Source organism: Acinetobacter gyllenbergii CIP 110306 = MTCC 11365, assembly GCF_000413855.1.
Lineage (GTDB): Bacteria > Pseudomonadota > Gammaproteobacteria > Pseudomonadales > Moraxellaceae > Acinetobacter > Acinetobacter gyllenbergii.
In genome coordinates this window covers 1-24,174 of record NZ_ATGG01000023.1, presented here as the reverse complement: position 1 = coordinate 24,174, position 24,174 = coordinate 1, and the positions used below count along the sequence as shown (strand labels likewise).

The following is a 24,174-nucleotide window of genomic DNA, read 5'->3' as shown; positions in this document are numbered from 1 at the left end:
CCCTTTCAATCTAAAGGGCTTTTTCAATTTCAATCGAATAGTGGATTAATCCTGTTGCTTCGCCTGAATCGCCGTCAGGGCAATGGTAAATACAATATCATCCACCAAAGCACCACGAGACAAGTCATTCACAGGTTTATTTAAACCTTGTAGCATCGGGCCGACACTCACCACATTGGCAGCACGTTGCACTGCTTTATAGGTGGTGTTACCTGTATTCAGATCAGGGAAAATAAATACATTGGCACGTCCTGCCACTTGCGAGTCTGGTGCTTTTTGGCGGCCAACACTTTCAACCGAAGCGGCGTCGTATTGCAATGGACCATCAATCAAGAGGTCAGGGCGGCGTTGCTGTGCAATTTTAGTTGCCTCAGCCACTTTCTCAACATCAGCGCCTGTACCCGAAGTACCTGTAGAATAGCTGATCATGGCAATGCGTGGATCTAGACCAAAGGCCTTGGCTGAGTCTGCCGATTGAATCGCAATCTCAGCAAGCTGTTCTGCATTCGGATCTGGGTTAATCGCACAGTCACCATAGACATAGACTTCATCAGGCAACAACATAAAGAAAATGGATGAGACCAGTGAGTAATTCGGAGCGGTCTTAATCAGCTGGAATGCTGGACGCACGGTATTGGCAGTGGTATGAATTGCCCCAGATACCAAACCATCGACTTGATCGAGTGCCAACATCATGGTGCCGAGTACTACGGTATCTTGCAACTGTGCTTTGGCTTGTAGTGCATCGAGTTTACCTTTACGCAGTTCCACCATCGGTTCGATATATTGATCACGGATGCTATCAGGATCAATGATCTGCAAATCTTCAGGCAACTGGATACCGCGTGCTTTCGCCACTTCGGCAACCGATTCAGGCTTTGCCAATAAAATACACTGTGCAATGCCGCGGGTTTGACAAATCACAGCCGCTTGTACGGTACGTGGCTCATCACCCTCTGGCAGGACGATACGTTTTTTCGCGGAAATGGATTTTTGTACCAACTCGTAACGGAACGCTGAAGGTGATAAGCGTGGATGTAGGTTGTTTTGGGTATGTTGATCGAGCCAATTGCTATCTAAATGACTGGATACGAAACGCGTGACTTGCTCGGCACGCTCAGTATCATCAATGGGAATTTCATTACCAAAGCGATGTAGCAGTTGTGCTGTTTCTAAGGTATCTAAAGGCGTGTGTAAGATCGGGAGCCCTTGCTTGATTGCACTTTGGCAAAATTCCACGACATTGCTTGCAGGTGCAGCTTGCTCAGTCAATACTAAACCCGCGAGTGGTGTACCATTGCTGCTGGCAAGACTGGCTGCCAAGATTGCATCGGTACGTTGTGAGGCGCTAATAATCAATTCACCGGCAACGAATTTATGCAGTTCAGACTCGATATTCGAGGCAATTAAACTGGTATGCAAAATACGCCGTTGTTTCGCTTCACCTTGATGCAACCATGTGCCATTGATGATTGGAGCGATATCTAAACTACGTGGCACGCTGAGGGTATTGCTGAATGGAACAAGTCCGATAATCGGGAGTTCATCAGTTCCCATAAAGCGGTTATAACGTTGTAACTCTAAGGCAAAAGCATCGATGTGCTGGTCTAGGCGTAGACTTGGATCAAGTGTGACCGGAATTTCAGCCGTACCCTCAGGCAAGCCTTTGGTCCGCATAAACAATACACCTGTGGTGCGTGCCGAAGCTGCACCACCAAACTGACGTAAGTGTGCATCGACTCTTTCTGCGGTTTTGCGTGGGTCTGCTAAATCAGCGGTGCTGACCAATACCACTTGTGCATCCAGTGCTTGTGCCAGTGCGGCATTGATTTCGCTGACAAAATGATCTTGTCCATTCGGAACCAAACCTTCAACGATAATCACATCATGATCAGCTGAAATTTGACGGTGTAGTGCAACCGCCTCCTCAAGTAATTCATCGGTTTCACCCAAGGCAATCAGTTGTGTTAGTCGCTCATAGGTGATTGGCTCAGCAGATTTATGCTGAAATAAATGGCGATAGAGTGTCGTGGTACGGTCAACCGTGGTGTCTGCTATTTGAGAATAGGGTTTTAAAAAACCCGCATTGATCCCTTTGCAATCTAAAGCGTAGATCATACCTAAGCAGGCTGAAGTTAAGCCGACACCTTCACCTGTGGGGATGAGTAAAATCGTATTCATAGTGACCTTAAAATTGTCTAATATTTTGATTAAATCGTATGTTCAAGTACTTGGCGTGTTTCTTTGGCAATACGACCTTCTTCATCAGTTGGAATCACCCAAATTTGTGGACCTGCACCATTGTCGATACGACCTTCTGTGCCACGAGCTAAAGCATTATTTTTCTCTTTGCTAAACTGCAAGCCAAAGTGAGCTAAATAGCCTAAAGTTTTTTCACGGACATAAGCCGAGTTTTCGCCAATACCACCTGTAAAGACTAAACCATCTAAACGTGGTAGACCGCAACTCAAAGCCGATAAAGATTTGGCTAAGCGATAGCAGAACACTTCAATGGCTAGGGTTGCACCTTCATGACCATTTTCAGAGGCTTCAACCAAGGTACGCATATCATTGGATAAACCAGATAAGCCGAGTAAGCCACTCTCTTTATTTAACATGCTGTCAATTTTCTGGATGTCCCAACCGAGGTTGCTGGCAAGGAATAAATGTAAACTTGGATCGACATCGCCGCTACGTGTGCCCATCACCACGCCTTCAAGTGGCGTCATCCCCATTGAGGTATCGACGCTATGACCATTCCAGACGGCACAAGTCGAGCTACCATTGCCCAAGTGTGCGCTGAGCCAGCCGCCTTCATTTTTATGGCCTGCCAATTCGCTGGCACGTTCAGTTACATAGGCATGGCTAGTGCCGTGGAAACCATAGCGACGCACTTGATGTTCGGTATACAGATATTGGGGTAGAGCATAGCGATAAGCACGTTCAGGCATGGTTTGGTGGAAGGCAGTATCAAAGACAGCCACCTGAGGCAATTGAGGGAACAGGCGCATGGTGGCCTCAATCCCAATCAAATGTGCAGGATTGTGCAGTGGTGCAAGAGGTGTTGCTGCTTCAATACGCTCAACCAGTTCAGGTGTAAGCAATTCTGCTTTGGTGATGTCGCCGCCGTGAACGACACGGTGTCCAATCGCTTGCGGGTTATAGTTGGCTAAACGCGCCAATAAAGTTTCAAGCGCTTTGGCATGATCTGCATAGGGAATTGAAAGTTCCAGTGGTTCGCCCCCAAGCGTAATGCCTTTGATACGGGCATCTGCTGCGCCCAGGTTTTCTGCCAAACCGTAAATACGATCTTCACGACGTTCAGAAATGAGTGCGTATTTGATTGATGATGAACCACAGTTAATTACTAATACAGATATAGCCACGTTTGAACACCTAACAGATTTTAAATTTTATGATGAACATCTTGATTTTGCTGCAACGCATGAGGCAGTGGAATCAAGCGCAATGTTTTAACATGGGATGTCGTCTTGGCGAAGATAGACTTTAGCCTATACAACCCGTTTATAATTCAACCTATTCAGTATAGATTGGAAATGCTTGATTCTTTTGATTGATCTGTTGGTTTTATCATTATTTTTGTATGTAAATATATAAAAAACACGATAAAGATCAAATGAATGGCCTTTATCGTGTTTCTGTGTTCACATGCTCGGTTTGATTATTGGCGGATTTGACCGTCGCCAAATACAATCCATTTTTGCGAGGTTAAACCTTCAAGGCCAACTGGACCACGGGCATGAATTTTATCGGTTGAAATGCCAATTTCTGCACCTAAACCATATTCAAAGCCATCAGCGAAGCGGGTTGAAGCATTAATCATGACTGAGCTTGAATCCACACGCGCTAAGAACTCACGGGCTAGACTAAAGTTTTCGGTAATAATCGCATCGGTATGGTGTGAACCATATTTATTGATATGCTCAATCGCCTCATCCATCCCTGTGACCACTTTGACTGCAAGAATGGGGCCGAGATATTCGGTATACCAATCTTCCTCTGTCGCCGTTTTTACAGATACGCCTAAAATACGCTGCGTTTCAGCACAACCACGCAGCTCAACTTGCTTTTCAGCATAGAGTTCAGCAATACGTGGTAAGAACTCTTCCGCAATCGCTTCATCGACCAATAAGGTTTCCATGGCATTGCATACGCCATAACGATGCGTTTTGGCATTGAGGGCAATTGGTAAGGATTTTTGCAGGTCTGCTTGTGCTTCAACAAAAACATGGCAGTTGCCATCTAAGTGTTTAATCACAGGAATACGTGCTTCATTACTGATGCGTTCAATTAGACTTTTACCACCGCGTGGCACAATTACATCGACAAATTCAGTCATGGTGATCAGATGACCGACTGCGGCACGGTCAGGGGTATCGATCACTTGTACGGCATGTTCGGGTAGACCCGAGATTTGTAAGCCATGTTGAATCGCCGTTGCAATCGCCTTATTCGATTCAAGTGCTTCTGAGCCACCACGTAAAATAATGGCATTGCCAGATTTTAAAGCCAATGAGGCTGCTTCAAGTGTCACATTCGGTCTTGATTCATAGATCATTCCGATTACACCCAAAGGTACACGCATTTTTCCAAGCTGAATGCCTGAAGGGCGATAGGCTAAATCAGTAATTTCTCCGATGGGATCAATCAAGGCGATCACATCTTTTAAGCCTTGTAACATGCCTTTAAAACGTGCGGGGGTAAGCTCTAAACGATCGAGCAAAGCATTGTCCAATTGACGTTGACGACCATTGTCCATATCAATTTGATTGGCTGCTAAAATTTGGGCTTGATTATTTTCCAAAGCCGTATAGATTGCAGAGAGGGCATGGTTTTTCAAATGCGTCGACGCGCTCGTTAATATACGAGAGGCTTGACGTGCTTGAGCACCGACCTGTTGCATATAATTTTGAATAGAATCTTGCATAGCAGTTTGAGATTTGCATGTATTTATAAAGATAGTAACAGTCAACGGCTGAACAATGAATAGGCTGAACTGACAATTCAAAAAATTATGAAGCGTTAATTGGCACAAAAGTTTTTATTTTAGTATGACGAAGATATTGAATCTAAAGCTGAGATTACATATTTTGCAAAAGATTAATGTTCTAAACAAGATAAGTGGTTAAGGAAATGATTGCGTATAAAACGTGCATATGTATAGAATGAAAAAGTATAGGATAAATGTAATACAAATTTTATAAATTTGTTAACTTGCAAGTATAAATCGCTGAAAATGAGATTTTTGCAACAAAAAAATAAACAAGGATGGAGGAAGGACATGAATTCCATTATCCAAATGGACTCGGATATAAATCATACCTACACAGGCTTTGGTTTTTTCGACATTTACAATAAAAACAGTTTTAAGCAACCAGCGCGTACTACGTGGATCGATGGTTGGAAAATTGAATATATGGCAATTGCAGATCCGAAAACGATCCACAACACGCCGATTGTAATTGTCGGGGGCGCATTTCAAAATTTTAACTCTTATAAGTATTGTGTTGAGCAACTCTTTGAGAGTGGTCCTGTTATTTTAATCGATTTACCTTCAATGGGTGCGAATCAACAAATTCGCAATGTTGATACAGGTGAGTCTGCTGGTATTTTAGAACTGCCTGATTTATCTAAAATGCTTGGCCAATGGTTGGATATTGTTGGCATTGATAAAGTTTCAGTGATGGGCATGTCATTGGGTTCAGTGGTCGCTTCTTCCTTTGCAGACCAACGCCCTGAGCTGATCGACCGTATGGTATTGATGGGGGTGATGCAGAAGACTCGTAAGAGTTGGCGCATGCTGCTTGAAGAATCACTGCATTTAATGCGTGAAGACCGTATGGAGGAGTTCGGTCAAGCCGTGATTCTTTATTTGGTCAATCATGCCAAACTCGATAAAACTCGGATGTCGCCAACAGCAAAGCGTTTGTTCTTCAGACAGATGGCTGAGTTTAGTGCAACAGAACGTGAGCGCTATGAAATCAACTGCAACCGTTTATTGCGTTTAAGTGATGTTCCTGTACCACAATGTAAAACATTGGTTGCGGCAGGGCAGTATGACAGCTTTACTTTACCGCATGAAAATGCAGATTTTGCATTGCAGTGTCAGGATATGCAGTTTGCGTTGATTGCCAATGCAGATCATGTGCCGCAACTACAACGCCGTAAAGAAACCATGAATTTGTTTACCACCTTTTTAAAGGGAGAGTCCATCGAAAATCTGGATGGCATTATCTCGATGAGCCGTGAGCAAATGCAGCAGATTGAACGTCGTGGTGAAGAGCGTATTGCGGTATTACAGCCTGAAAGCAAGCTGTCGCATCGCCATCTTGCGACAGAAGCGGATGTGAAGATCGTTGATATCACTTTCTTTGGTGTGTATTTAAAGCTCCACAATATTGAACAGCTTGATTTTATCAATCAACACCCACGTGATTTAGCCCTGCATTTAGCTGATGAAGAAGGTGAGTTTAAAATTGAATGTTTAATCTTTGATGCAACTGAGCAAGGACTGCGCATCTTATTTAAACACGGTAGTTTTGATATTGCAGAGCGTTTGACTCGTTTTATTCAACGCCAGAAGCCAACTGAATAACGGGTAGTCTAAGATTAAAAAAAGTGGCAATTTGCCACTTTTTTTGTGTGCCTATTTATTGGTGGCTTGAATCATCCAGACCAAGTCGCCTAAATGTTGCTGCGTATTTTCTAAGGTTACCTGTTCAAAAAATTGCTTTGGCTGTAGGACGTTAACTTGATTAAAACCTGCTTCGTGGAAAAACTGTTCGATTTCGGCAGGGGTTTGAAAATGAAAGCTAAAGGCACTGCGAGACATCCATTTTAATAAACGACTACTGTTCCAGATAATCGTGGCTAATTTATTTTGGGTAGGTTCTGGGTAAATGTCAGTTAGATAGTGCAATGCTTTAAAGCCTTGACCATAGTTGGCAATCGCTTGAATCAGTTGTTGTAATAACGGTTTTTCAAAGTAATTGATCAGTCCTTCACTGATAATAACCAGTGGACGTTGTGGATCAAATACTTCAAAGGCAGAGGCAAAGGCATCAGTAAACAAGTCGACAGACAGAACTTCATCATTATTGTTTTCAATTTGTTGTAGTGCTGCTTGTTTGGTGGCAGCCATGTCAGGTAAATCCAATTCACGGTAGCTGATATTTGGATAATGTTGTCTAAACCACCAACCGCGTGGTGATAAGCCACAGGCAATTTCAAGCACTTGTAGATCAGGATGTTGTTCAATCAACTCTTTTAACTGGTTGTCGAGCATGCTGTGACGTTGTTTAAGCGTGGTGCGCATGCTACCACCGACATATTTTTCTGCCCAGCTTTCAATTGGATGAACTAAGGCTGCCAGCGTTTTTCCTTTTGCGGTTGCCAGTGCTGGATGTGAAATCCCCATTTGATACCAGATATAGCCAGTGTAGTGCGCGGTAAATGAAATATGGCGATGTTTCGAAAGTTGTTGTGTCATCTGTCCTAGACTCTATTTTTCCTAATTGGGATATATAAAATTAATCTCTTTTTTTAAAATTGAGATTTTTCTACCAAATCCGATTTTAGGTTTGTTATTTACTATCGTGGGGCGGCATGGATGCCGCCGTTGGGCTGGGGTTACAAGGATGTACCCTCAGCCTAACAAAGGATTTTTGCTTACTTTTCATCCCTGAAAAGTAAGTCGAGCCGAAGGCAAAATCCTTCAATCAGATGAGCACTCGGCAAGATTCCATTATGTTAATAAAACGATGAAGAAATCTAAGTAAAGTTAGAACGAATTTTTAAACTCTTCAATGACTTTTCTGACGCTGTGCCAGTTTTCATCGTCTAAGGTCAATGTTGTACCGACCTGAATATTTGGAATTTTGCCGCGCATACGCTCTAAACGTTGTTGATTTGGTAACGCCAACGTTTGGATTCCATCTAAGGCTGTACAGGCAGCTGCACGGTCATTACAGACCAAGCCCATATCACAACCTGCAGTTAAAGCAGCTTGGATACGTGCATCGGCACCACCTGCGACACAGGCAGCCTGCATGCTCAAGTCATCTGAGAATAAAACGCCGTCGAATTTAAGCTGTTGACGTAAGATTTTTTGTAGCCAGAATGGTGAGAAGCCTGCTGGATTTAGATCAACTTGGTCATAGATCACATGGGCTGGCATTAGCGCATCAAGCTGAGGCATCAACTGGATAAAGCTTTGCATGTCCTTGTCGTAAATTTCCTGGTATGAGCGGCTATCAATTGCAGCGGCAACGTGTGAGTCAGCTTTGACTGAACCATGACCAGGGAAATGCTTGCCTGTGGTGGCCATGCCTGCTTTTTTCATACCACGCATAAAGGCATCCGCTAGTGGCACGATGTCTTGCATATTTTTGGCAAAACCACGATCGCCAATCACATCGCTCACATCATTCAGGTCTAAAACAGGGGCAAAACTAAAATCAATCCCCACTGCGAGGACTTCAATCGCCATTAACCAGCCGCACTGCTCAGCCAGTTCAAGTGCTTGTTGTGGATTGCTGAGGTAGCGTTCGCCTAATCGACCCATGGCAGGAAGTAGAGTAAAACCTTGTCTTAAGCGTTGGACGCGACCACCTTCCTGATCCACCGCAATCAAAATCTCTGGGCGGATTTGACGCATATGATCGGTTAAGGCACGGACTTGTTGAGGGGATTCAATATTTCGTGCAAATAAAATCATGCCACCGACTTGCGGAGCTTGTAATAGTTCAATATCTTCTTGAGTAAGTTCTGTGCCAGCAATATCCAGCATCAACGCGCCGATCATAAGGATTCCGTTAGATTTTTGATAAAAAATTTGATGAAAAAAACGATAGCTAAATTGTGCAATGATTTGCTACATTTTGTCAGTACAGAATATGATAAAACTACATGATATTGATGATAAGTGCTTGTTGGTCATTTATTTAGGATGACTGATAAGTTTTACATGTTGTGAAGTGCTTGGATGAAATATGTTCATCTTCATCACATCCACATGTGATAATTGCCATATCCAAGGAAGTACCAAAATTTTATGAAACTTCAAATGATAGCGTGTGCAGTTGCAATCGCGACTGGTGGTTTATTTTTCTCTCATACCATGAATGAGGCATTTGCGGCGACTGAGGCACCTGTCGTTTCAACGGTAATCAAGCCATCACAAGAACAGGCCTTGGTTGCACGTCAGTTAGCCACATTGGTTGATCGTCAACATTATTTAAATATGCGCCTAGACGCCACCACTTCAAACCGTATTTTGAATATGTATTTGGATAGTTTGGATCCAGATCATTCATTATTTCTGAGCGGTGAAGTGGAAGATTATCAAAAAAAATATGGGTCAACTTTTGGCAGTTCGTTAAAAGCAGGTAACTTAACGGGACCGTTTCTGATTCATGCACAATATCGTGATCGTTTGAAACAATTCTATGAGTTTATGTTGGCTGAGTTGAAAAAGCCGCAGAACCTGAATCAAAAAGATGTCTATCTCGATACGGATCGTGAAAAAGCGCCGTACTTTAAAACGACGACTGAGCAACAACAACATTGGCAAAAAATGTTGGTTTCACAGCTCATCAATTTAACCATTAGTAAAGAAGAAGAGCAGGCCAAACAAAAGGCGCTGAAAGCAGATCCATCGCTGGCGAATGGTCAAGATTTAACAGGGCCTGAGGATTTAACACCTGTTCAAACCTTAACAAAACGTTATACCCGTCAATTAGAGCGTATTGGTCGTGTGAAAAGCGATGACGTGCTGGATAAGACTTTAAATGCGATGTTGGCGACTTATGATCCGCATAGTAACTACTATCCACCGATTGATGCGATGGAGTTGAATCGTCAAACCACCTTGCAACTGGAAGGGATCGGGGTTTCGATTCGTCCAGAACGTGGTAATGAGGATTACACCAAGATCGAAACCATCGTTGAAGGTGGGCCAGCCAGTAAATCAGGTCAGGTAAAATCTGGTGATCGCATCATTGGCGTGGCCCAAGATGGCGAGAAAATGGTGGATGTGATTGGCTGGCCGAGTTCAGAAATCGTAGGATTGATTCGTGGTAAGCGCGGAACCAAAGTGGTGGTACGTTTACTGGGTGCCGGCGCATCGATGAGTCAAGCACGGAATGTGACCTTAACTCGTGACATTATTCAAGAAGAAGATGCGGGAGTGCGTTCACGTACCGTTGAAATCACCCGTGATGGTAAAAAACATCTCTTCGGTGTGATTGAAATCCCATCGTTCTATTTCGACTATCGTTCACGCCGTGCAGGGACTGAATATCGCTCAGTCTCTGAAGATACTGCGAAGGCTCTAGAGTCACTGAAAGCACAAAAAGTTGAAGGGATTCTGGTCGATTTACGTAATGACCCAGGCGGTTCTTTGGAAGAAGTGGCACGTATGCTTGGTCAGGTGATCAAGTCTGGTCCTGTGGTGCAAATCCGTGACGGCAACGGTAACGTAAATGTATTTGAAGATACTGATGGTGGTGAGCAAATCTATGCAGGCCCGATGGCTGTTTTAGTGAACTTGGCATCGGCATCTGCAAGTGAGATTTACTCTGCTGCCATTCAGGATTATGAGCGCGGGATTATCATTGGCAGTACCACTACAGGTAAGGGAACAGCACAGGTTCAGTTAGACTCTTTGGCTTATGGTCAGGCAACGTTAACTCAACGTAAGTTCTACCGTATTACGGGTGGAAGTACCCAAAACAAAGGTGTAATTCCAGATATCAAGTTGGTGGATATCTACAACGAAGAGTTTGGTGAGCGTAAAGCGAAAAATGCCTTGAAGTGGGATACCATTCCAACCGCACCATTTAAGCGTGAAGGCTCTGTTCAACCTTATGTGGCAAAACTGTCACAGTCGTCTGAGCAACGTGTTGCTGCAGATTCTCAATTTAAATATTTAGAAGCTCGTAAAGCGATTGCCAAGAAAACTTCAGATCAGAAAAAAGTGGTACTCGACATTAATCAACGTCGTGCCGAATTGATTGATCTTGAGAAACAAACCTTGAATGCTGAAAATCAACGCCGTAGTGCAACAGGTTTAGCACCTTATGCCAACTGGGAAAGTTATCAAGCTTCGATTGATGCCTTGGTGGAGTCGCGTGCCAAAATGAAAGCACATTTACGTCCGCCATTGCCTGAAGAAGAAACCTTCATCAATGAAGCAGCAAATGTCTTGTTAGATTACTCGAAGTTACAGTCTCGTTAATTACTACAGTGTTCTCGTCATCAAAAAGCCCTGTGTGATACAGGGCTTTTTGATGAGTGTTTTTATTGTATTTAGTTGACCCGAATCCAGATTTGACTGCGGCCCAATACTGAGACACCGACATAACCACGTAAGTGCAGACGTTGTCCATTAGAACTCAGTTTTGCTGTCAGGCTATAGACACGACCACTATTGGGATCCAGAATTTTCCCGCCCGTATAGGTGAGGTCTTTTTTATGTTTCAACTTGGTGATGGCATTCAAACCCAGAATTGGTTTGTTGGTATAAGGTGCAGGGCAGCTTGTACACAGTTCTTTGGGGGTGTAGCCAGTACGTGGGGTAATCTTGATAATTTTACCTGTATAGGAACCATCGGCTTCTTGTGTGATTTCAACTTGTCCTTTAGGTGCACCGGTCACATCGTCCACACTTTGCCAGATCCCGCTAATATCTTGAGCAAAAGCAAAATGACTTAAGGTAAAAAGAAAGAAAAAAGAAATCAGTTTTTGCAAAATGTTCATGTTCAAGCCCCCTAGTTGCCATGATGTCTTGCTATTATTTCGGATTTCTAATTACAGATTCAATCATTATTTTACAGTTGTAAATTATTAATCATTGAAGTTTCAATCAATTTTTTATGTTTTTAATTGAGAAAAAATTAAATCCGCAGTTCTGAAAAAGAGTCGACTTTTAGTGGTTTTAAGCGTTTCTGAATGTGGGCGATAACAGGCGGAACCAGTCTGTGGAATTTACATGACACGTTTATTTTAGTCAGGATATCGTCTAGGTTGAAGTCCAATAACGCGGATCTGCAAAGCGCTCAACCAAGAGATCGAGTAATGCACGTAATGCTGCTGACATTTGTCGGCGTGTATTGTAGACACCATAAATCCCAAGTGTTTGTGGTTGCCATTCAGCTAAAAGTAGGACAAGACGTCCATCATCAATTCCAGGTCGGGCTGCATAAGCAGGTAACATCGCGATACCAGTGCCTTGTAAGGTGGCACTTAAGAGGACGTTAGATTCGTTGGCACTCAGATTGCCACCGACCAGAACTTCTGTAATGCCTTCAGGCCCATTAAATTGCCATAAGCTTTTGTTGAAATGTGTGTAGGGCATGCAATTGTGCAGGGCTAAATCCTCAGGTGTGCGTGGAATCCCGTGCTTTGCTAAATAAGAGGGGGCAGCGCATACCACTGAGGCGCATTTTCCGAGTGGACGTGCAATGAGGTTGGGATCGAGCTCGTTGGTTACACGAATGGCAAGGTCAATGCGCTCTTGAACCAAATTAACGATGCGGTCATTGATGTGTAGATCTACTGAGGTCTTGGGATAACGCAGTAAAAAGTCTGTAATCGCCGGAGTGAGTACATCTTGTGCCAAAGATTGGGAACAGCTCACCCGTAATAAACCGCTTGGCTGTTCATTCAAATCACCTACTGCTGAAGGGATTTCATTGGCAATGTCTAATAATTGACGGCAGCGTAGCAGAGTTGCTTCGCCAGCAGGGGTAAGACTTAAACGTCTGGTTGTCCGATGGAGCAGACGCGCACCTGCCCATTGTTCCATTACGGAAAGATAACGGGTCACCATGGCGCGTGATAGATCTAATGATTCTGCTGCTGCAGTCATACTGCCACGTTCCACAATAGCTATAAATACGAAACAGGCAGTAACACGATCCATTGAGTGATCCATTAGATGAATTCTATTTGTTCATTTTATGCAACAAATAAGCTCATTTCAAACGGTTTTTAGCACGATTAAATGAGCATATATTGGTTCTATTCCAATTTTACTTTTAAAAGGAGTAATTCATCATGACTCATTCTCTTTCTATAGATGTTTTTAATCCGGGCCCTGCATCAATTTTTCCAGTATCTTCAGTCCTCATTTCTGGTGAGCGTGAGGCTGTTTTGATTGATGCCCAGTTCCAGCGAAATGATGCAGAAGCTTTGGTTGAAAAGATTAAAGCGGGTGGACGTAAATTAACGACGATTTATATTAGTCATAGCGATCCAGACTATTATTTCGGTCTAGATACACTGCATAAAGCCTTTCCAGAAGCTAAAATTATTGCTTCTGCCCCTACAGTTGCTGCGATTGATGCAACCAAAGAAATTAAACTTGCATACTGGGGACCACAACTTAAGGACAATGTACCGAAAGCGATTCTAGTACCTGAGGTACTCGACGGTGATCGTTTTGAGCTAGAAGGTCATACATTACAAATTATCGGTCTAGATGGTGCGACCCCAGCGCGCAGTTTGGTATGGATTGATTCATTGAAAGCGATTGTTGGTGGTATTCCTGTACAAGCGAATCAGCATGTGTGGATGGCAGACACAGCAACATTAAGTTCTCGTCAAAATTGGTTGAAAACGTTAGAACATATTCAATCTTTAAATCCTGAGTTGGTTATACCAGGCCATTACCAACTGAATAGTGATGGTGAGCCACCTTATACGATTCAATCTGTGGCGTTCATGCAAGCGTATTTAGAGCTTTATGAAAAAGAAGTGAATGCATCTAAGACGGCTGATGCGCTGATTGCTGCCATGTTGAAGCATTATCCAGATTTAGCAGATCGTTCTTATTTGGAGTTGGGAGCTAAAGTGGTGAAAGGGGAATTACAATGGCCTTAATCAATACCCAAACCAAAGCAGATGATGCTGTTGCGACATTACATTATATTTTCGACCCTTTATGTGGTTGGTGCTATGCCGTAGCCCCTTTGGTCGAAGCGGCACGTCAAGTAGCAGGTTTAAAAATTGAGTTACATGGTGGTGGTATGATGACCGCTGCAAATGGTCGTCGTAAAATGATCACACCCGAGTGGCGTGAATATGTTAAACCTAATGATCTACGTATTGCACAACTCAGTGGGCAAACTTTTGGTGATGCCTACCATGACATTCTGTTAAATGACATGACTGCAGTACTGGATTCAGAACCACCGACGATTGCGATACTTGCTGCTGAGTCGATTGCCGAGCGTGGTTTAGACATGTTACATCGTTTGCAACAAGCACATTATCTGGAAGGTCGTCGTATTGCCGATTTCTCTGTGTTGGATGGCATCGCCATAGAAATGGGCTTAGATGTTCATTTGTTCAAGGCAGCAATGCAAGTGCAAACTGGACTGGCAATCCAACAACATTTTGGCAAGAGTCATGCATTACTTAACCGTATAGGTGGCGGTGGTTTCCCGACATTTATATTGGGTCACGCTAATCGCCAAATTCAGCGTTTAGATAGTACGATTTGGTTGGGTCGACCTGAAGCTTGGCAAGCGCATCTAGAGCAAATGATCAAGCACGGCTCAGATTAATTTGAATTGGTTTATCGTGTTAAATAAAAAGCTTCTTCATCGCAATATAAGATGAAGAAGCTTTTTTTTGACTGGAACCGAGATCAAGAGGATCAGAGAAAAGCGCGTAATATGGCTTTTAGCGGAATTGGTTTTTACTCAGCACGAATCCAGATTTGATTACGACCTAAAGCAGAAACACCTAAATAGCCACGTAAATGCAAACGTTTGCCATTGGCACTGAGTTTGGCCTTCATGCTATAAATTTTGCCTGTATTCGGATCTAAAATACGTCCATTGGTATAGTTTAGGCCTTCACTATATTTTAAACCCGTCACCACATCTAAACCCACGATTGGTTTGTTGGTATAAGGCGCAGGACAATCCACACAGGTTTCTTTCGGTGTGTAACCCGTACGTGGTGTAATTTTAACTACTTTGCCTGCATAGGTGCCATTCGCTTCTTTACGAATTTCAACCAATGCTTTAGGCGCCCCCGTTTTGTCATCAATACTTTGCCAGAGCCCCGTAATATCCTCTGCAAAAGTAAAACTGCTCACCGCAGATAAAAGTAACGCACTTAATAATTGTTTGCCCATCATTAAAAATCCTTTTAACGTTTAAGCTTACATTATGGAGGATATCTGACAACTAGTTCAATCTTTATGTGATATTTGTGGCAAATCTTAGGATAAAGAGAGAATGAAAGTCGGAAGCCAAATGGCTGTAAATACGCCATTTACGGCCATGCCAAAGGCAGCATAACGGCCTGTGACAGGTCCGCGTTGCCATGCTTGAGCTGTACCAATTGCATGTGCAGCTAAACCTAGTGCCAGACCCGAAGCACGTTCGTCATGAATATGCTTTAAAATCCAAGGCGAGAACGCAGCCCCAATCACCCCTGATAGAATTACAATCAGGGTGACCATCATTAAAGGAGCATGGAGGAGTGTTGCGATGTTCAATGCAATGGGCGTGGTCACAGCACGAGTAGCAAAAGCCATAATGGTGGGTTCAGACATGTGCAGTAAATAGGCCAAGCCCATCGGTAACGCAACTGCACTAATGCTGGCGAAACATAAGATACCAATCATTGATTTAAGCGGCAAATCGTCATAACGCATGGCCGCCAATGGAATGGCCAAAGCAACTGTAACATAGCCAAGCAGGTGGCTAAAAACGTTGTTCACATTATCCATATACTGTTGATATGGAATACCAAAAATGGCTAAGAAAGCGATGACAATAAACATGCCAAAAACAATCAAAGGAATCTGCGGAAATTTTTGATTCAGTGGCTTGGCAAGAAGATAACTAATGAAGGTAATGATGAAGCCATAAATAACCATCGACATAGATCAGCTCCTTATAACCAACGCTTCGCCATTTTGGCATAAATCCATAATGGCAATAATGTACTGAAAGTTAAAATAAATAAAAATGCGGGAATTTCTTTGCCCATATGCACCAACATGATTAATGAGCCTGCGCAAATGGGCAAAAAGGCAAAGCCACTTTCTTTCAATATTTTGTTGTTGGTATCAATCAAACGATTGGAGATTTTTTTAAACCGTCTCCAAATCAATAAGGTCATTAATAGGCTAATCAGTCCAACCAAATTACCCAGTTCCGGATGACCCAAAGCCTTGGTGATCGCAACAGCCCCTTCACGATAGACAATAATTAAGAAAATCGTGCCAAACCAAGCTGTCCAATCAATATTCTTCATTTTCTTTATTACTCTCGTTTATTTGAACGACGGCTGATCGCAATTATGCTGATGGATGATCGATCTCAAATTCTTCCAAAGGCCGCTGAAATAGGGAAGCTTTTTTTCCAAGAATTTCGTCTAATGGTAAATGTGCTTGTTTGATGAGTTGTTCCAGTTTATGAGGGGCAATACACACCGACAAATGCAGGTCACCTTGCTCATCATAGTGTTCAGATTGAATTACATTCAAGGTATAGAGTTGCGTGCGTAATTTACCGTAAGCGGGTTTTAACACTAAATCAAACTGTTGTAATTGACCCATCAGACACTGTTGTACAGCTTGACTGAGTAATTCGAGTCCTTGAGCTGAATGGGCAGAGACATAGACCCGATCAGGGACGTCTGCTGTTTTATAAATGATTTTGGCAGCATCACCACTGAGATCAATTTTATTGTAAACATGCAAAATCGGAGCATCCGCACCAATTTCTTTGAGGACCGACTCTACCGCCTCAATTTGTTCGGGCATGTTCGGGCTACTGCTATCAATCACATGTAATAGCAAAGTTGCTTCTAGTGTTTCTTCGAGTGTAGCTTTGAATGACTCGACCAAATCATGTTGTAGATTACGAACAAAGCCGACCGTATCTGCCAGCACAACAGTACCAATACCATCCCAGTCTAAACGACGTAAGGTTGGGTCAAGGGTGGCAAACAGTTGATCCGCAGCGTAGACATCACTTTTGGCGAGAATATTAAACAGCGTGGATTTTCCAGCATTGGTATAGCCCACGAGCGAAATGGTCGGAATGGCGGCTTTTTGACGCGCAGCCCGACCTTGTAAGCGGGTTTGCTGTACTTTGACCAGTTTGTCCTTGAGTTGCGTAATCCGGACGCGGATTAAACGACGATCCGTTTCGAGTTGCGATTCACCGGGCCCTCGTAGGCCAATACCACCTTTTTGTTGTTCGAGATTACCCGTGAAACCACGAATTAAACGGGTGGATAAATGTTTAAGTTGGGCCAATTCAACCTGCAATTTACCTTCATGGGTGCGTGCCCGTAAGGCAAAAATATCCAGAATTAAGCCTGTACGGTCAATCACACGGCATTTCAAAATGCGTTCAAGATTACGCTCTTGGGCAGGCGAGAGTGAATGGTCGAAAATGACCAATTCAGCTTCAAGACTTTGGACCAGTTCAGCAATTTCGTCGACTTTCCCTGAACCGATAAAAAATTTCGGGTCAGGCTTATTGCGTTGCACAATGAGATGTTCAAGAATTTCAGCGCCAGCAGATTGAGCGAGCAATCGAAACTCTTCAGCATCAAGATCATCGAGGAGTTGGACAGATACACTGACTAAAATTGCCCGTTCACCGCTTTGACGCTGCTCAAAATTTTCCACGTGCTTATGAAATCCTTATTTTTAAAGTCTTATTCTAGAATAAACTTCAAGTAAAGGGCAAAGCCTTCGCGGATTTATATGATATTACGGCGGATAAGCTCAATGAATCCGACTAAGCTTCCCATGTATAGAATCGACCATCCCAAAAACATCCTTAAAGCATAGCCAAAAGGAATGGTGGTTTGTGTTTCAGATGTCGTGCTTTGAGAGTTCATCACATCACCTTTTAATCTGTAAATTCGATTTATTTATAATATTTGATCTGATAAATCTTTTAAAATTGAAAAAATTTATGCTCACATTCGTTTTTTGTTATGAAGGAAACTTCTATAAGACAATATCGACATGATATAACAGAGTTAATTCAATGCACATGTGCATCTATGCGTACGGTTTTAAGAATTTATGACTCAACAAGCAACAGCAGTAAATAACACACCTTTAAGTTTATTTTCGAAATTCAGTTTATATAGTAAAAAATTAGCCGCAGGCTTAGAAACCCTTGGTGAGGGCTTCTATCTTATTTACCGTCATGGTTTATATAAAGATCCAAATAATCCTGTAAATACGCGTTATGTACAGTATTTCTGTCGCCGTTTGTGTGATGTCTTTAATGTCGAAGTTGAAGTGCATGGCACCATTCCACGTGAACCAGCCCTATGGGTTAGCAATCATATTTCTTGGTTGGATGTGGCTGTTTTAGGCTCAGGCGCACGTATCTTTTTTTTGGCCAAGGCAGAAGTGGAAAAGTGGCCTATTTTAGGAAACTTGGCAAAGGGTGGTGGGACTTTATTTATTAAACGAGGTTCAGGAGATTCGATTCGAATCCGTGAGCAAATTACTGAGTTTTTAAAACAAGATATTCCTGTGCTGTTCTTTCCAGAAGCCACCACAACGGATGGCAGTAAAGTAAAAAAGGTACACGGACGTTTATTAGGTGCAGCAATTGAAGCACAGCGACCTGTGCAGATTTGTGTGATTTGCTATGTCAACCAAAAGGGTGAGTTGGATTTGGTTGCACCATTCATTGGCGAGATGTCTTTTGCAGAACATGTACAACGTGTTTTGGAGATGCCTAAAGTCACTGCACATTTACTGACTTTACCTGCGATTCCAGTCGAAGGACATACGGTAGAAACGCTGACCAAGGAGGTTGATCGCCAAATGCGAGCTGGTCTAGAGCGTTTGCAGCAAAAAGTACTCTCCGTGCTACCAGAAAGCGTGGAAACTACATAAACCCTTCAATCGGCAGCCATGAAATCACTTTCATGCCTGCTCTTTGCCACCATTTCATTTTGGGTTCTTTGGTATAAATTAGAGGGCCCTGTGGGGTTTCACGTTGCCAGGTAATTTTTTTGTTGGCATCTAAAACCAAACGATATGCATAGGTTTTTAAGTTTTGATCCATGGTGGCATGTACTGCTTGTGCCAAAGGTGGACTGTTTAATAATACGCCAATTTCGGTGTTCAAATAGGCCGAGCGTGGGTCAAAATTGAAAGAACCAATAAAGACCTGTTTTTCATCGAGTGCCATCAGTTTGGCATGTAGACTGGAGCGGCTTAAACCCTTGATATTGACCTTGGCTTTTTTTGCCAGCTCTTCAGTGTGTTTATCTAAATCACTTTTATCTAAAGCTGGTAGAAACTCATACAGTTGTACGCCATTTTCCAGCAGTTCTTGGCGGTATTTACCATAAAAAGCATGGACCACGGCTACGTCATTGGCCTTAAATGAATTGGTCAACACTCTGACTTCGATACCATCTTGTGCCAAATCACTTAAAATTTTTGTCCCTTTCTTTTCAGGAACAAAATAAGCCGAAATTAAATCGATGTTTTTTTCTGGTTGTTCGAGATGGTTAATTAACTGGAAGTTGAGATGTTCTTCTTTTTTTGCTTTGGATTTAATTTTATCTGGAGAGTCTTTGACTACCTCTGCCTTGACCCAGTCGAGTGAAATATCTCGATCCATGAGGGCATCGACGGCTTGGGAGCGGCTGGTTAAATCGACATAGTTTTGTACAGTAATCCTTTTATAGTGCTCATCAAGTTGCTCTTTAAGACTCTCATAGCTTAAGCGGTGAGCACTTTGTTTTACCACTTCTCGAACATCATAGGCATATTCATGATTCCAGTAATCATCAAATGATTTGGAAATATCATTCACAGCCGTACCAAACAACATCACATCCACATCAGAAAATTGATAAGTATCACTGACGTTATAATATTGGTTAGTCATATTGCGGCCACCAATCAAGGCAACCTGATGGTCAGCAATAAAGCTTTTATTGTGCATGCGACGATTGATGCGTTTTAAATCCAACACCATATCAATTGCGCGATATTTGCGGAAACGGTAGGGATTAAAGAGCTTAACTTCAATATTCGGGTGCTGTGCCAAAGCTAAAAAAATGCCTTCGGTATGCTTGGCATTATTATCATCAATGAGGAGTCGCACTCGAACACCGCGATCTGCTGCACGGATGAGTGCATGCAAGGCCAAAGCCCCAACTTTGTCATTGTCCCAAATATAGTATTGTAAATCTAAGGTCTTTTCGGCTTTATCAATTAAACGCAGTCGAGCTGCAAGTGCTTCTAAAGGTTCATATAAAACATGATAACCGGTGAGGTCCGGATGTTGTTCCTGTAAAGGCTTTATCACCTGCGCTAGAGAAGTTTGTGAGGTATCAATCTGTGCAGTTGTTTGAATAATAGGTTCGATTTTATGTTTGGGTAAGGTGCTACAGCCCGTAACAGTGAGCGCAATTGAGCAATAAATCGCAATCATACTTTTATTGTAAGTACTTGTACTTATCTTTGTATGTTTGCTATTTAAATGAGAAAATTGCGTCATAATCGTTACTGGTTAAAAGTTGGGCTCGAGTATACCACTTCATCGAAAAAGATAAATATAAGATGAGATGTATGTCCCTAAGCTAAAGTTAATGAGGGCTGTAATGTCGAATTCGGATAGTATTATTTTGGGTTTTTATCTTATTTTTGCCGTTCTGGCATTTTGGGCATTGATTCAAGCTTGGGTTCATCAAGCACGTACAGAAACTATCCATCCGTTTAAAGCCTTTGTACATTTATTGGCGTTTTATCTGTCTTATTTATTAGTTCCACTGTGGTTCTTTAGCATTTATGCTGGTTGGGTTGAATATTACAGCCTACATCAAGCAGGATTCGTTTTTTTACTGAGCAGTGTGTTGATCTATGCGCGTTTTATTGAGCCGCACAAAATTCATGTTCAACATCATCAGTATCGACTCAATTCAGAACGTGAATTTACCCGACCAATTAAAGTCGCTTTGGTTGCAGACATGCATGTCGGATTATTTTCAGGGCATGAACGGCAATTAAAAAGCATTGTGAAGAAACTCAATCAAGTACAACCTGATTTAGTGGTGGTGGCGGGTGATTGGACGTATGAACCTGAGAACCGCTTGGTACAGGAGCTTGAGGTACTCAAGCAAATTGAAGCGCCTATGTATTCGGTTCCTGGTAATCATGATGAACAATATCCTGGTCCCCCAATTCAAACTTTGTTAAGCCGAGCACTTGAACAGAATGACGTGATGGATATTGAGGGAAAAATTGTTGATTTTGATGAGTTCCGTTTGATCGGGATTGGAGATTTATGGGCAGGTAAGGCCAATATGCGCTTTATGCCTGATTTACCTCAAGACAAACCTTGGCTGATTTTGTCGCACAATCCAGATACAGTCGATATGGTGCCTGAACTGCCGACACGGCCATTAATGCTTTCAGGACACACGCATGGCGGGCAGATTGAACTGCCTTGGATCACCAGTTATATTATGAAACGCGTTTCTATTTTAGGTCATAAGAAGGGTTTCTATACCCATGAACATGCCGACGTGTTTGTTACGGTGGGGACAGGGATGGTTGGTGTACCGTTTCGTTTCCGGGTACCTCCAACGATTGATATCATCGAACTAATTTAAATAAAAAAACCGACTGCATTGCGTCGGTTTTTTTATTGAATCCATTTACTTATGGAATGATGATGACATTGACGCGGCGATTACTAGCACGGTTTTCATCAGTCGTATTTGGAACAAATGGCTGGTGTGAACCACGACCCACGACAGTCAAGTTATTTTGCTTGAATCCTTGAGCTACAAAGATGCTTGAAACACTTTGAGCCCGTTCTTCAGAAAGTTTTTGGTTATATTCTGGATTACCAATATCATCAGTATGCCCCACGATTTTTAATTTCTGTAGATCATACTTATTCAATTGAGTTGCTAAACGAATAATCTCTTGTTGATGTTCAGGCTTGATTTCTGCCTTATTAAAATCAAATAACAAGCGCTCAGGTAGACCCAACGTCCAGCCTTCATTTGTGAGAACAAAACCTTCTTTCTTGAGCATTTTGACCTGACGATATTTCAACGGGCCAAAGCTCAAGCAGCCAGCCAATGTTAGGCAGAGCAACGCAATAAATGAAATTTTAATAGTGTGAGTGCGCATAACATGTCCTAAATTTCTGGTTTATACAGAAACCAATGTGGGTTTAAATTTTTAGCTTTATACATGGCTTGATCGGCTTGCATAATTAAATCCTCTGGATTCTCTGCAAACTGAGAAAAAGCAACCCCTAAGCTAAAACCGAAATGAATCATTTGTCCGTTAAACGCCAATGGCTGTTCGCAACTTGCGAGCACTCCTTCAGCGATTGTGGTTAAATGATCAGCGTGATGAATTGAATGTAAAATAATGGCAAATTCGTCACCACCTAAACGTGCAATAAAATCTTCATGGCGAACTGATAGTCTTAAACGAGACGCCATTTCTTTTAAAACGGCATCACCTGCTAAATGCCCATATTCATCATTAATCATTTTAAACTTGTTATTGTCGATAAATAATAAGGCGGAGTTGTGACGGTATTGCGGGTTTTCAAAGATATTAAATAGTTCTTGATAAAAATAATGACGATTTGGCAAGCTGGTGAGTTGATCATGATGAGCTTGGAATGACAGTTGACGATTTTCTTTTTGCAAATGAGTATGCCAAATTTGGATTTCTTCTAGCAATTCATTGAATACCGTATTTAAATTTTGAAACTCGTGAATATGGTTGTTTGGAAAACGTAAATTATAAGCTTTTTGATCACTCACCAATTGTGCAATATGGGTCAATGGTTTAATTGCTTGCATAATTTGACGATAAGTAATATTCACCGACCACAACAATGCAATCACAATGAAAAACATTGAAATTGCCAGACCAATAATAATGGTCTTTAAAAAATGCAAAATATTTTCGGAGCTGCCATACAGTACCAGTTCGCCTACTTTTTTCTTATGATGGACCACCATGAGCTTAACCGGATCATGTAAAAACCAACGATCCATTAAATCTTGCATTACTGATGTATGTGCAACTTTTTTGGTACTTTCAGCCAATAACTGTTGCTGTGGGTCATAAACATGAATACTACGGATCGCATGTTCACTGGTGTAATCATCAAGAATCTGATCAATTGCCCCTTTATCTCTAAACACCACGGCTGGTTGAACACGTTCCAGAACCGTTTGGCTTAATAATTGTAAATTCTGTTTTGCATAGGTTTCCATGGTGAACATGGAAATTGTGGCAAAGGTAAAAGAACAGATGACAAAGGTAATGGCAAAGATCGCAAACTGTGATTTACGGAATAACGCATGTAAGGAGGTTGATTGATATAAATTTGAAATCACTGTTTTACCCCGCATTCTTCGCTAAAAGTAAAACACGAGGATCAATATGAACCTTGGAATAAGTTAATGCATCCAAATTCACCTTAAAGGTTGAAAAGGTCTTTTTATTATATAGGCAAAAAATACTCCCCACTTCGCAGGCTGGATTATTGGTGCTTAATGAAAGCAGCGATCGAGATGGGTAAGCTTGAATCAAATTCTGCTGTTGTTGCGGTGAAGTTGTTGTGAAATAGGCAACATGACATTCAGTTTTGGAGAAATCTTTAGCGCTGACCGCCTGAACCTGATATTCATAAGCAAGTTGACGAATGTTGCTTTGAAACTGATTTGCGGCATCTGGATTATCTATGACACAAATCGTTGGGCGATTTGTATTGGACCATTTGCTATAACTTAATATGGATAAAGCCAACTCATAAAAATTATGTGTAGATATGGCATAGCAAAGCGGGCTCGCAGCAAATGATGCAGCAAGCAATAAATATCGAGCCTTTTTACCAGCAAACCGTATTTTCAATCAAAAGTGCCAAAAAATGTGAAGCAAGAGACATATTCTACTGGACTTAATTGTTTAAAAAAAGTTCTTAAACATAAAGAAAAAGCATTAAAAGTAACTGTTCGGTTCAAAAAATAGTCACTTGATTTAATAATTTAAATAAATTTGAAAAAGGGGGTTGCACCTGAACTGAAATACTGTAGAATGCACATCCATCGGCGGTGATGCAGATAAAAACTTGTTGAGAAACAAGGATTTGGCTA

22 protein-coding genes are annotated in these 24,174 nt (G+C 42.0%); 6 read left to right on the top strand and 16 right to left on the bottom strand.

Translation table 11 applies throughout. The features are described 5' to 3' along the window. Nucleotides 1-45 precede the first annotated feature (45 nt). The 3 genes from pta to F957_RS06515 form a co-directional block, all read right to left on the bottom strand. On the bottom strand, nt 46-2,181 hold the full coding sequence (gene pta / locus F957_RS06505) for a phosphate acetyltransferase (RefSeq protein ID WP_016541504.1): 2,136 nt from the start codon (nt 2,179-2,181) through the stop codon (nt 46-48). A 29-nt stretch (nt 2,182-2,210) separates the two neighbouring features. Next, complete coding sequence (locus tag F957_RS06510) at nt 2,211-3,386, bottom strand: acetate/propionate family kinase (RefSeq protein ID WP_016541503.1); 1,176 nt, start codon at nt 3,384-3,386, stop codon at nt 2,211-2,213. Nucleotides 3,387-3,682: 296 nt separating this feature from the next. After that, nucleotides 3,683-4,948 carry a glutamate-5-semialdehyde dehydrogenase gene (locus tag F957_RS06515; RefSeq protein WP_016541501.1) on the bottom strand — a complete coding sequence of 422 codons (1,266 nt, stop codon included), beginning with the start codon at nt 4,946-4,948 and terminating at the stop codon, nt 3,683-3,685. A 354-nt stretch (nt 4,949-5,302) separates the two neighbouring features. Between F957_RS06515 and F957_RS06520 the strand changes: the two genes are divergently transcribed. After that, nucleotides 5,303-6,616: an alpha/beta fold hydrolase gene (locus tag F957_RS06520; RefSeq protein WP_016541500.1), complete on the top strand. Its 1,314-nt coding sequence runs from the start codon at nt 5,303-5,305 to the stop codon at nt 6,614-6,616. Between the two features lie 51 nt (nt 6,617-6,667). Here F957_RS06520 and F957_RS06525 read toward each other — a convergent pair whose 3' ends face one another. Together F957_RS06525 and nagZ are read right to left on the bottom strand one after the other, a co-directional pair. After that, nucleotides 6,668-7,510 (bottom strand): class I SAM-dependent methyltransferase, encoded by an 843-nt coding sequence (locus F957_RS06525; protein WP_016541499.1) that lies wholly within the window; start codon nt 7,508-7,510, stop codon nt 6,668-6,670. 291 nt (nt 7,511-7,801) lie between these two features. Beyond that, the gene (gene nagZ / locus F957_RS06530) at nt 7,802-8,824 is read right to left on the bottom strand and encodes a beta-N-acetylhexosaminidase (protein ID WP_016541498.1); all 1,023 of its coding nucleotides are present in this window, start codon (nt 8,822-8,824) and stop codon (nt 7,802-7,804) included. Nucleotides 8,825-9,073: 249 nt separating this feature from the next. On the opposite strand from nagZ, the gene F957_RS06535 reads away from it, so the two are divergent. Beyond that, nucleotides 9,074-11,257: a carboxy terminal-processing peptidase gene (locus tag F957_RS06535; RefSeq protein ID WP_016660472.1), complete on the top strand. Its 2,184-nt coding sequence runs from the start codon at nt 9,074-9,076 to the stop codon at nt 11,255-11,257. A 71-nt stretch (nt 11,258-11,328) separates the two neighbouring features. On the opposite strand, the gene F957_RS06540 is transcribed toward F957_RS06535, so the two are convergent. Then, complete coding sequence (locus F957_RS06540; protein ID WP_016541496.1) at nt 11,329-11,778, bottom strand: DUF2147 domain-containing protein; 450 nt, start codon at nt 11,776-11,778, stop codon at nt 11,329-11,331. A gap of 262 nt (nt 11,779-12,040) precedes the next feature. Next, nucleotides 12,041-12,943, bottom strand: coding sequence for a LysR family transcriptional regulator (locus F957_RS06545; protein WP_016541495.1), 903 nt, complete (start codon nt 12,941-12,943; stop codon nt 12,041-12,043). Nucleotides 12,944-13,077: 134 nt separating this feature from the next. Here F957_RS06545 and F957_RS06550 point away from each other — a divergent pair, with 134 nt between their 5' ends. Both F957_RS06550 and F957_RS06555 read left to right on the top strand, forming a co-directional pair. Beyond that, entirely contained in the window at nt 13,078-13,902 is an 825-nt protein-coding gene (locus tag F957_RS06550; protein ID WP_016541494.1) for an MBL fold metallo-hydrolase, read from the top strand. Beyond that, complete coding sequence (locus F957_RS06555; RefSeq protein WP_016541493.1) at nt 13,893-14,588, top strand: DsbA family protein; 696 nt, start codon at nt 13,893-13,895, stop codon at nt 14,586-14,588. Before F957_RS06550 ends, F957_RS06555 begins: the two co-directional genes overlap by 10 nt. A gap of 134 nt (nt 14,589-14,722) precedes the next feature. Here the strand turns inward: F957_RS06555 and F957_RS06560 are convergent, their stop codons facing one another. From F957_RS06560 to F957_RS21665, 5 genes are all read right to left on the bottom strand, one after another. Further along, nucleotides 14,723-15,166 carry a DUF2147 domain-containing protein gene (locus F957_RS06560; RefSeq protein WP_016541492.1) on the bottom strand — a complete coding sequence of 148 codons (444 nt, stop codon included), beginning with the start codon at nt 15,164-15,166 and terminating at the stop codon, nt 14,723-14,725. An 87-nt stretch (nt 15,167-15,253) separates the two neighbouring features. Beyond that, nucleotides 15,254-15,922 carry an LrgB family protein gene (locus F957_RS06565; protein ID WP_016541491.1) on the bottom strand — a complete coding sequence of 223 codons (669 nt, stop codon included), beginning with the start codon at nt 15,920-15,922 and terminating at the stop codon, nt 15,254-15,256. 11 nt (nt 15,923-15,933) lie between these two features. Beyond that, on the bottom strand, nt 15,934-16,305 hold the full coding sequence (locus F957_RS06570; RefSeq protein ID WP_171068310.1) for a hypothetical protein: 372 nt from the start codon (nt 16,303-16,305) through the stop codon (nt 15,934-15,936). Nucleotides 16,306-16,339: 34 nt separating this feature from the next. Continuing rightward, nucleotides 16,340-17,683: a ribosome rescue GTPase HflX gene (gene hflX / locus F957_RS06575; protein WP_016541489.1), complete on the bottom strand. Its 1,344-nt coding sequence runs from the start codon at nt 17,681-17,683 to the stop codon at nt 16,340-16,342. Nucleotides 17,684-17,757: 74 nt separating this feature from the next. Then, entirely contained in the window at nt 17,758-17,898 is a 141-nt protein-coding gene (locus F957_RS21665; RefSeq protein ID WP_016660471.1) for a hypothetical protein, read from the bottom strand. 190 nt (nt 17,899-18,088) lie between these two features. Here F957_RS21665 and F957_RS06580 point away from each other — a divergent pair, with 190 nt between their 5' ends. Then, a complete protein-coding gene (locus F957_RS06580) occupies nt 18,089-18,919 on the top strand; it encodes a lysophospholipid acyltransferase family protein (RefSeq protein ID WP_016541488.1) in 831 nt (276 codons plus the stop codon). Here F957_RS06580 and F957_RS06585 read toward each other — a convergent pair. Next, a complete protein-coding gene (locus F957_RS06585; protein WP_016541487.1) occupies nt 18,912-20,474 on the bottom strand; it encodes a phospholipase D family protein in 1,563 nt (520 codons plus the stop codon). The two genes, F957_RS06580 and F957_RS06585, sit on opposite strands and share 8 nt — an antisense overlap. Before the next feature lie 169 nt (nt 20,475-20,643). Between F957_RS06585 and F957_RS06590 the strand changes: the two genes are divergently transcribed. Then, nucleotides 20,644-21,654 carry a metallophosphoesterase gene (locus tag F957_RS06590; RefSeq protein WP_016541486.1) on the top strand — a complete coding sequence of 337 codons (1,011 nt, stop codon included), beginning with the start codon at nt 20,644-20,646 and terminating at the stop codon, nt 21,652-21,654. 49 nt (nt 21,655-21,703) lie between these two features. Here F957_RS06590 and F957_RS06595 read toward each other — a convergent pair whose 3' ends face one another. The 3 genes from F957_RS06595 to F957_RS06605 are packed head-to-tail and all read right to left on the bottom strand — an operon-like array spanning nt 21,704 to nt 23,893. Next, nucleotides 21,704-22,183, bottom strand: a complete 480-nt coding sequence (locus tag F957_RS06595) for an OmpA family protein (protein ID WP_016541485.1) — start codon at nt 22,181-22,183, stop codon at nt 21,704-21,706. Between the two features lie 8 nt (nt 22,184-22,191). Then, nucleotides 22,192-23,415: a diguanylate cyclase domain-containing protein gene (locus F957_RS06600; protein WP_016541484.1), complete on the bottom strand. Its 1,224-nt coding sequence runs from the start codon at nt 23,413-23,415 to the stop codon at nt 22,192-22,194. A 4-nt stretch (nt 23,416-23,419) separates the two neighbouring features. Next, nucleotides 23,420-23,893 carry a YfiR family protein gene (locus tag F957_RS06605; protein WP_016541483.1) on the bottom strand — a complete coding sequence of 158 codons (474 nt, stop codon included), beginning with the start codon at nt 23,891-23,893 and terminating at the stop codon, nt 23,420-23,422. Between the last annotated feature and the right edge of the window lie 281 nt (nt 23,894-24,174).

What these genes read in the sequence shown, in the direction of transcription:
- F957_RS06560 (WP_016541492.1), bottom strand. Translation starts at nt 15,166, where the DNA reads ATGGGCAAACAATTATTAAGTGCGTTACTTTTATCTGCGGTGAGCAGT.
- F957_RS06515 (WP_016541501.1), bottom strand. Translation starts at nt 4,948, where the DNA reads ATGCAAGATTCTATTCAAAATTATATGCAACAGGTCGGTGCTCAAGCA.
- F957_RS06595 (WP_016541485.1), bottom strand. Translation starts at nt 22,183, where the DNA reads ATGCGCACTCACACTATTAAAATTTCATTTATTGCGTTGCTCTGCCTA.
- F957_RS06590 (WP_016541486.1), top strand. Translation starts at nt 20,644, where the DNA reads ATGTCGAATTCGGATAGTATTATTTTGGGTTTTTATCTTATTTTTGCC.
- F957_RS06535 (WP_016660472.1), top strand. Translation starts at nt 9,074, where the DNA reads ATGAAACTTCAAATGATAGCGTGTGCAGTTGCAATCGCGACTGGTGGT.
- F957_RS06565 (WP_016541491.1), bottom strand. Translation starts at nt 15,922, where the DNA reads ATGTCGATGGTTATTTATGGCTTCATCATTACCTTCATTAGTTATCTT.
- F957_RS06550 (WP_016541494.1), top strand. Translation starts at nt 13,078, where the DNA reads ATGACTCATTCTCTTTCTATAGATGTTTTTAATCCGGGCCCTGCATCA.
- F957_RS06585 (WP_016541487.1), bottom strand. Translation starts at nt 20,474, where the DNA reads ATGATTGCGATTTATTGCTCAATTGCGCTCACTGTTACGGGCTGTAGC.
- F957_RS06525 (WP_016541499.1), bottom strand. Translation starts at nt 7,510, where the DNA reads ATGACACAACAACTTTCGAAACATCGCCATATTTCATTTACCGCGCAC.
- F957_RS06540 (WP_016541496.1), bottom strand. Translation starts at nt 11,778, where the DNA reads ATGAACATTTTGCAAAAACTGATTTCTTTTTTCTTTCTTTTTACCTTA.
- F957_RS06580 (WP_016541488.1), top strand. Translation starts at nt 18,089, where the DNA reads ATGACTCAACAAGCAACAGCAGTAAATAACACACCTTTAAGTTTATTT.
- F957_RS06545 (WP_016541495.1), bottom strand. Translation starts at nt 12,943, where the DNA reads ATGGATCGTGTTACTGCCTGTTTCGTATTTATAGCTATTGTGGAACGT.
- F957_RS06520 (WP_016541500.1), top strand. Translation starts at nt 5,303, where the DNA reads ATGAATTCCATTATCCAAATGGACTCGGATATAAATCATACCTACACA.
- nagZ (WP_016541498.1), bottom strand. Translation starts at nt 8,824, where the DNA reads ATGATCGGCGCGTTGATGCTGGATATTGCTGGCACAGAACTTACTCAA.
- F957_RS21665 (WP_016660471.1), bottom strand. Translation starts at nt 17,898, where the DNA reads ATGAACTCTCAAAGCACGACATCTGAAACACAAACCACCATTCCTTTT.
- F957_RS06555 (WP_016541493.1), top strand. Translation starts at nt 13,893, where the DNA reads ATGGCCTTAATCAATACCCAAACCAAAGCAGATGATGCTGTTGCGACA.
- pta (WP_016541504.1), bottom strand. Translation starts at nt 2,181, where the DNA reads ATGAATACGATTTTACTCATCCCCACAGGTGAAGGTGTCGGCTTAACT.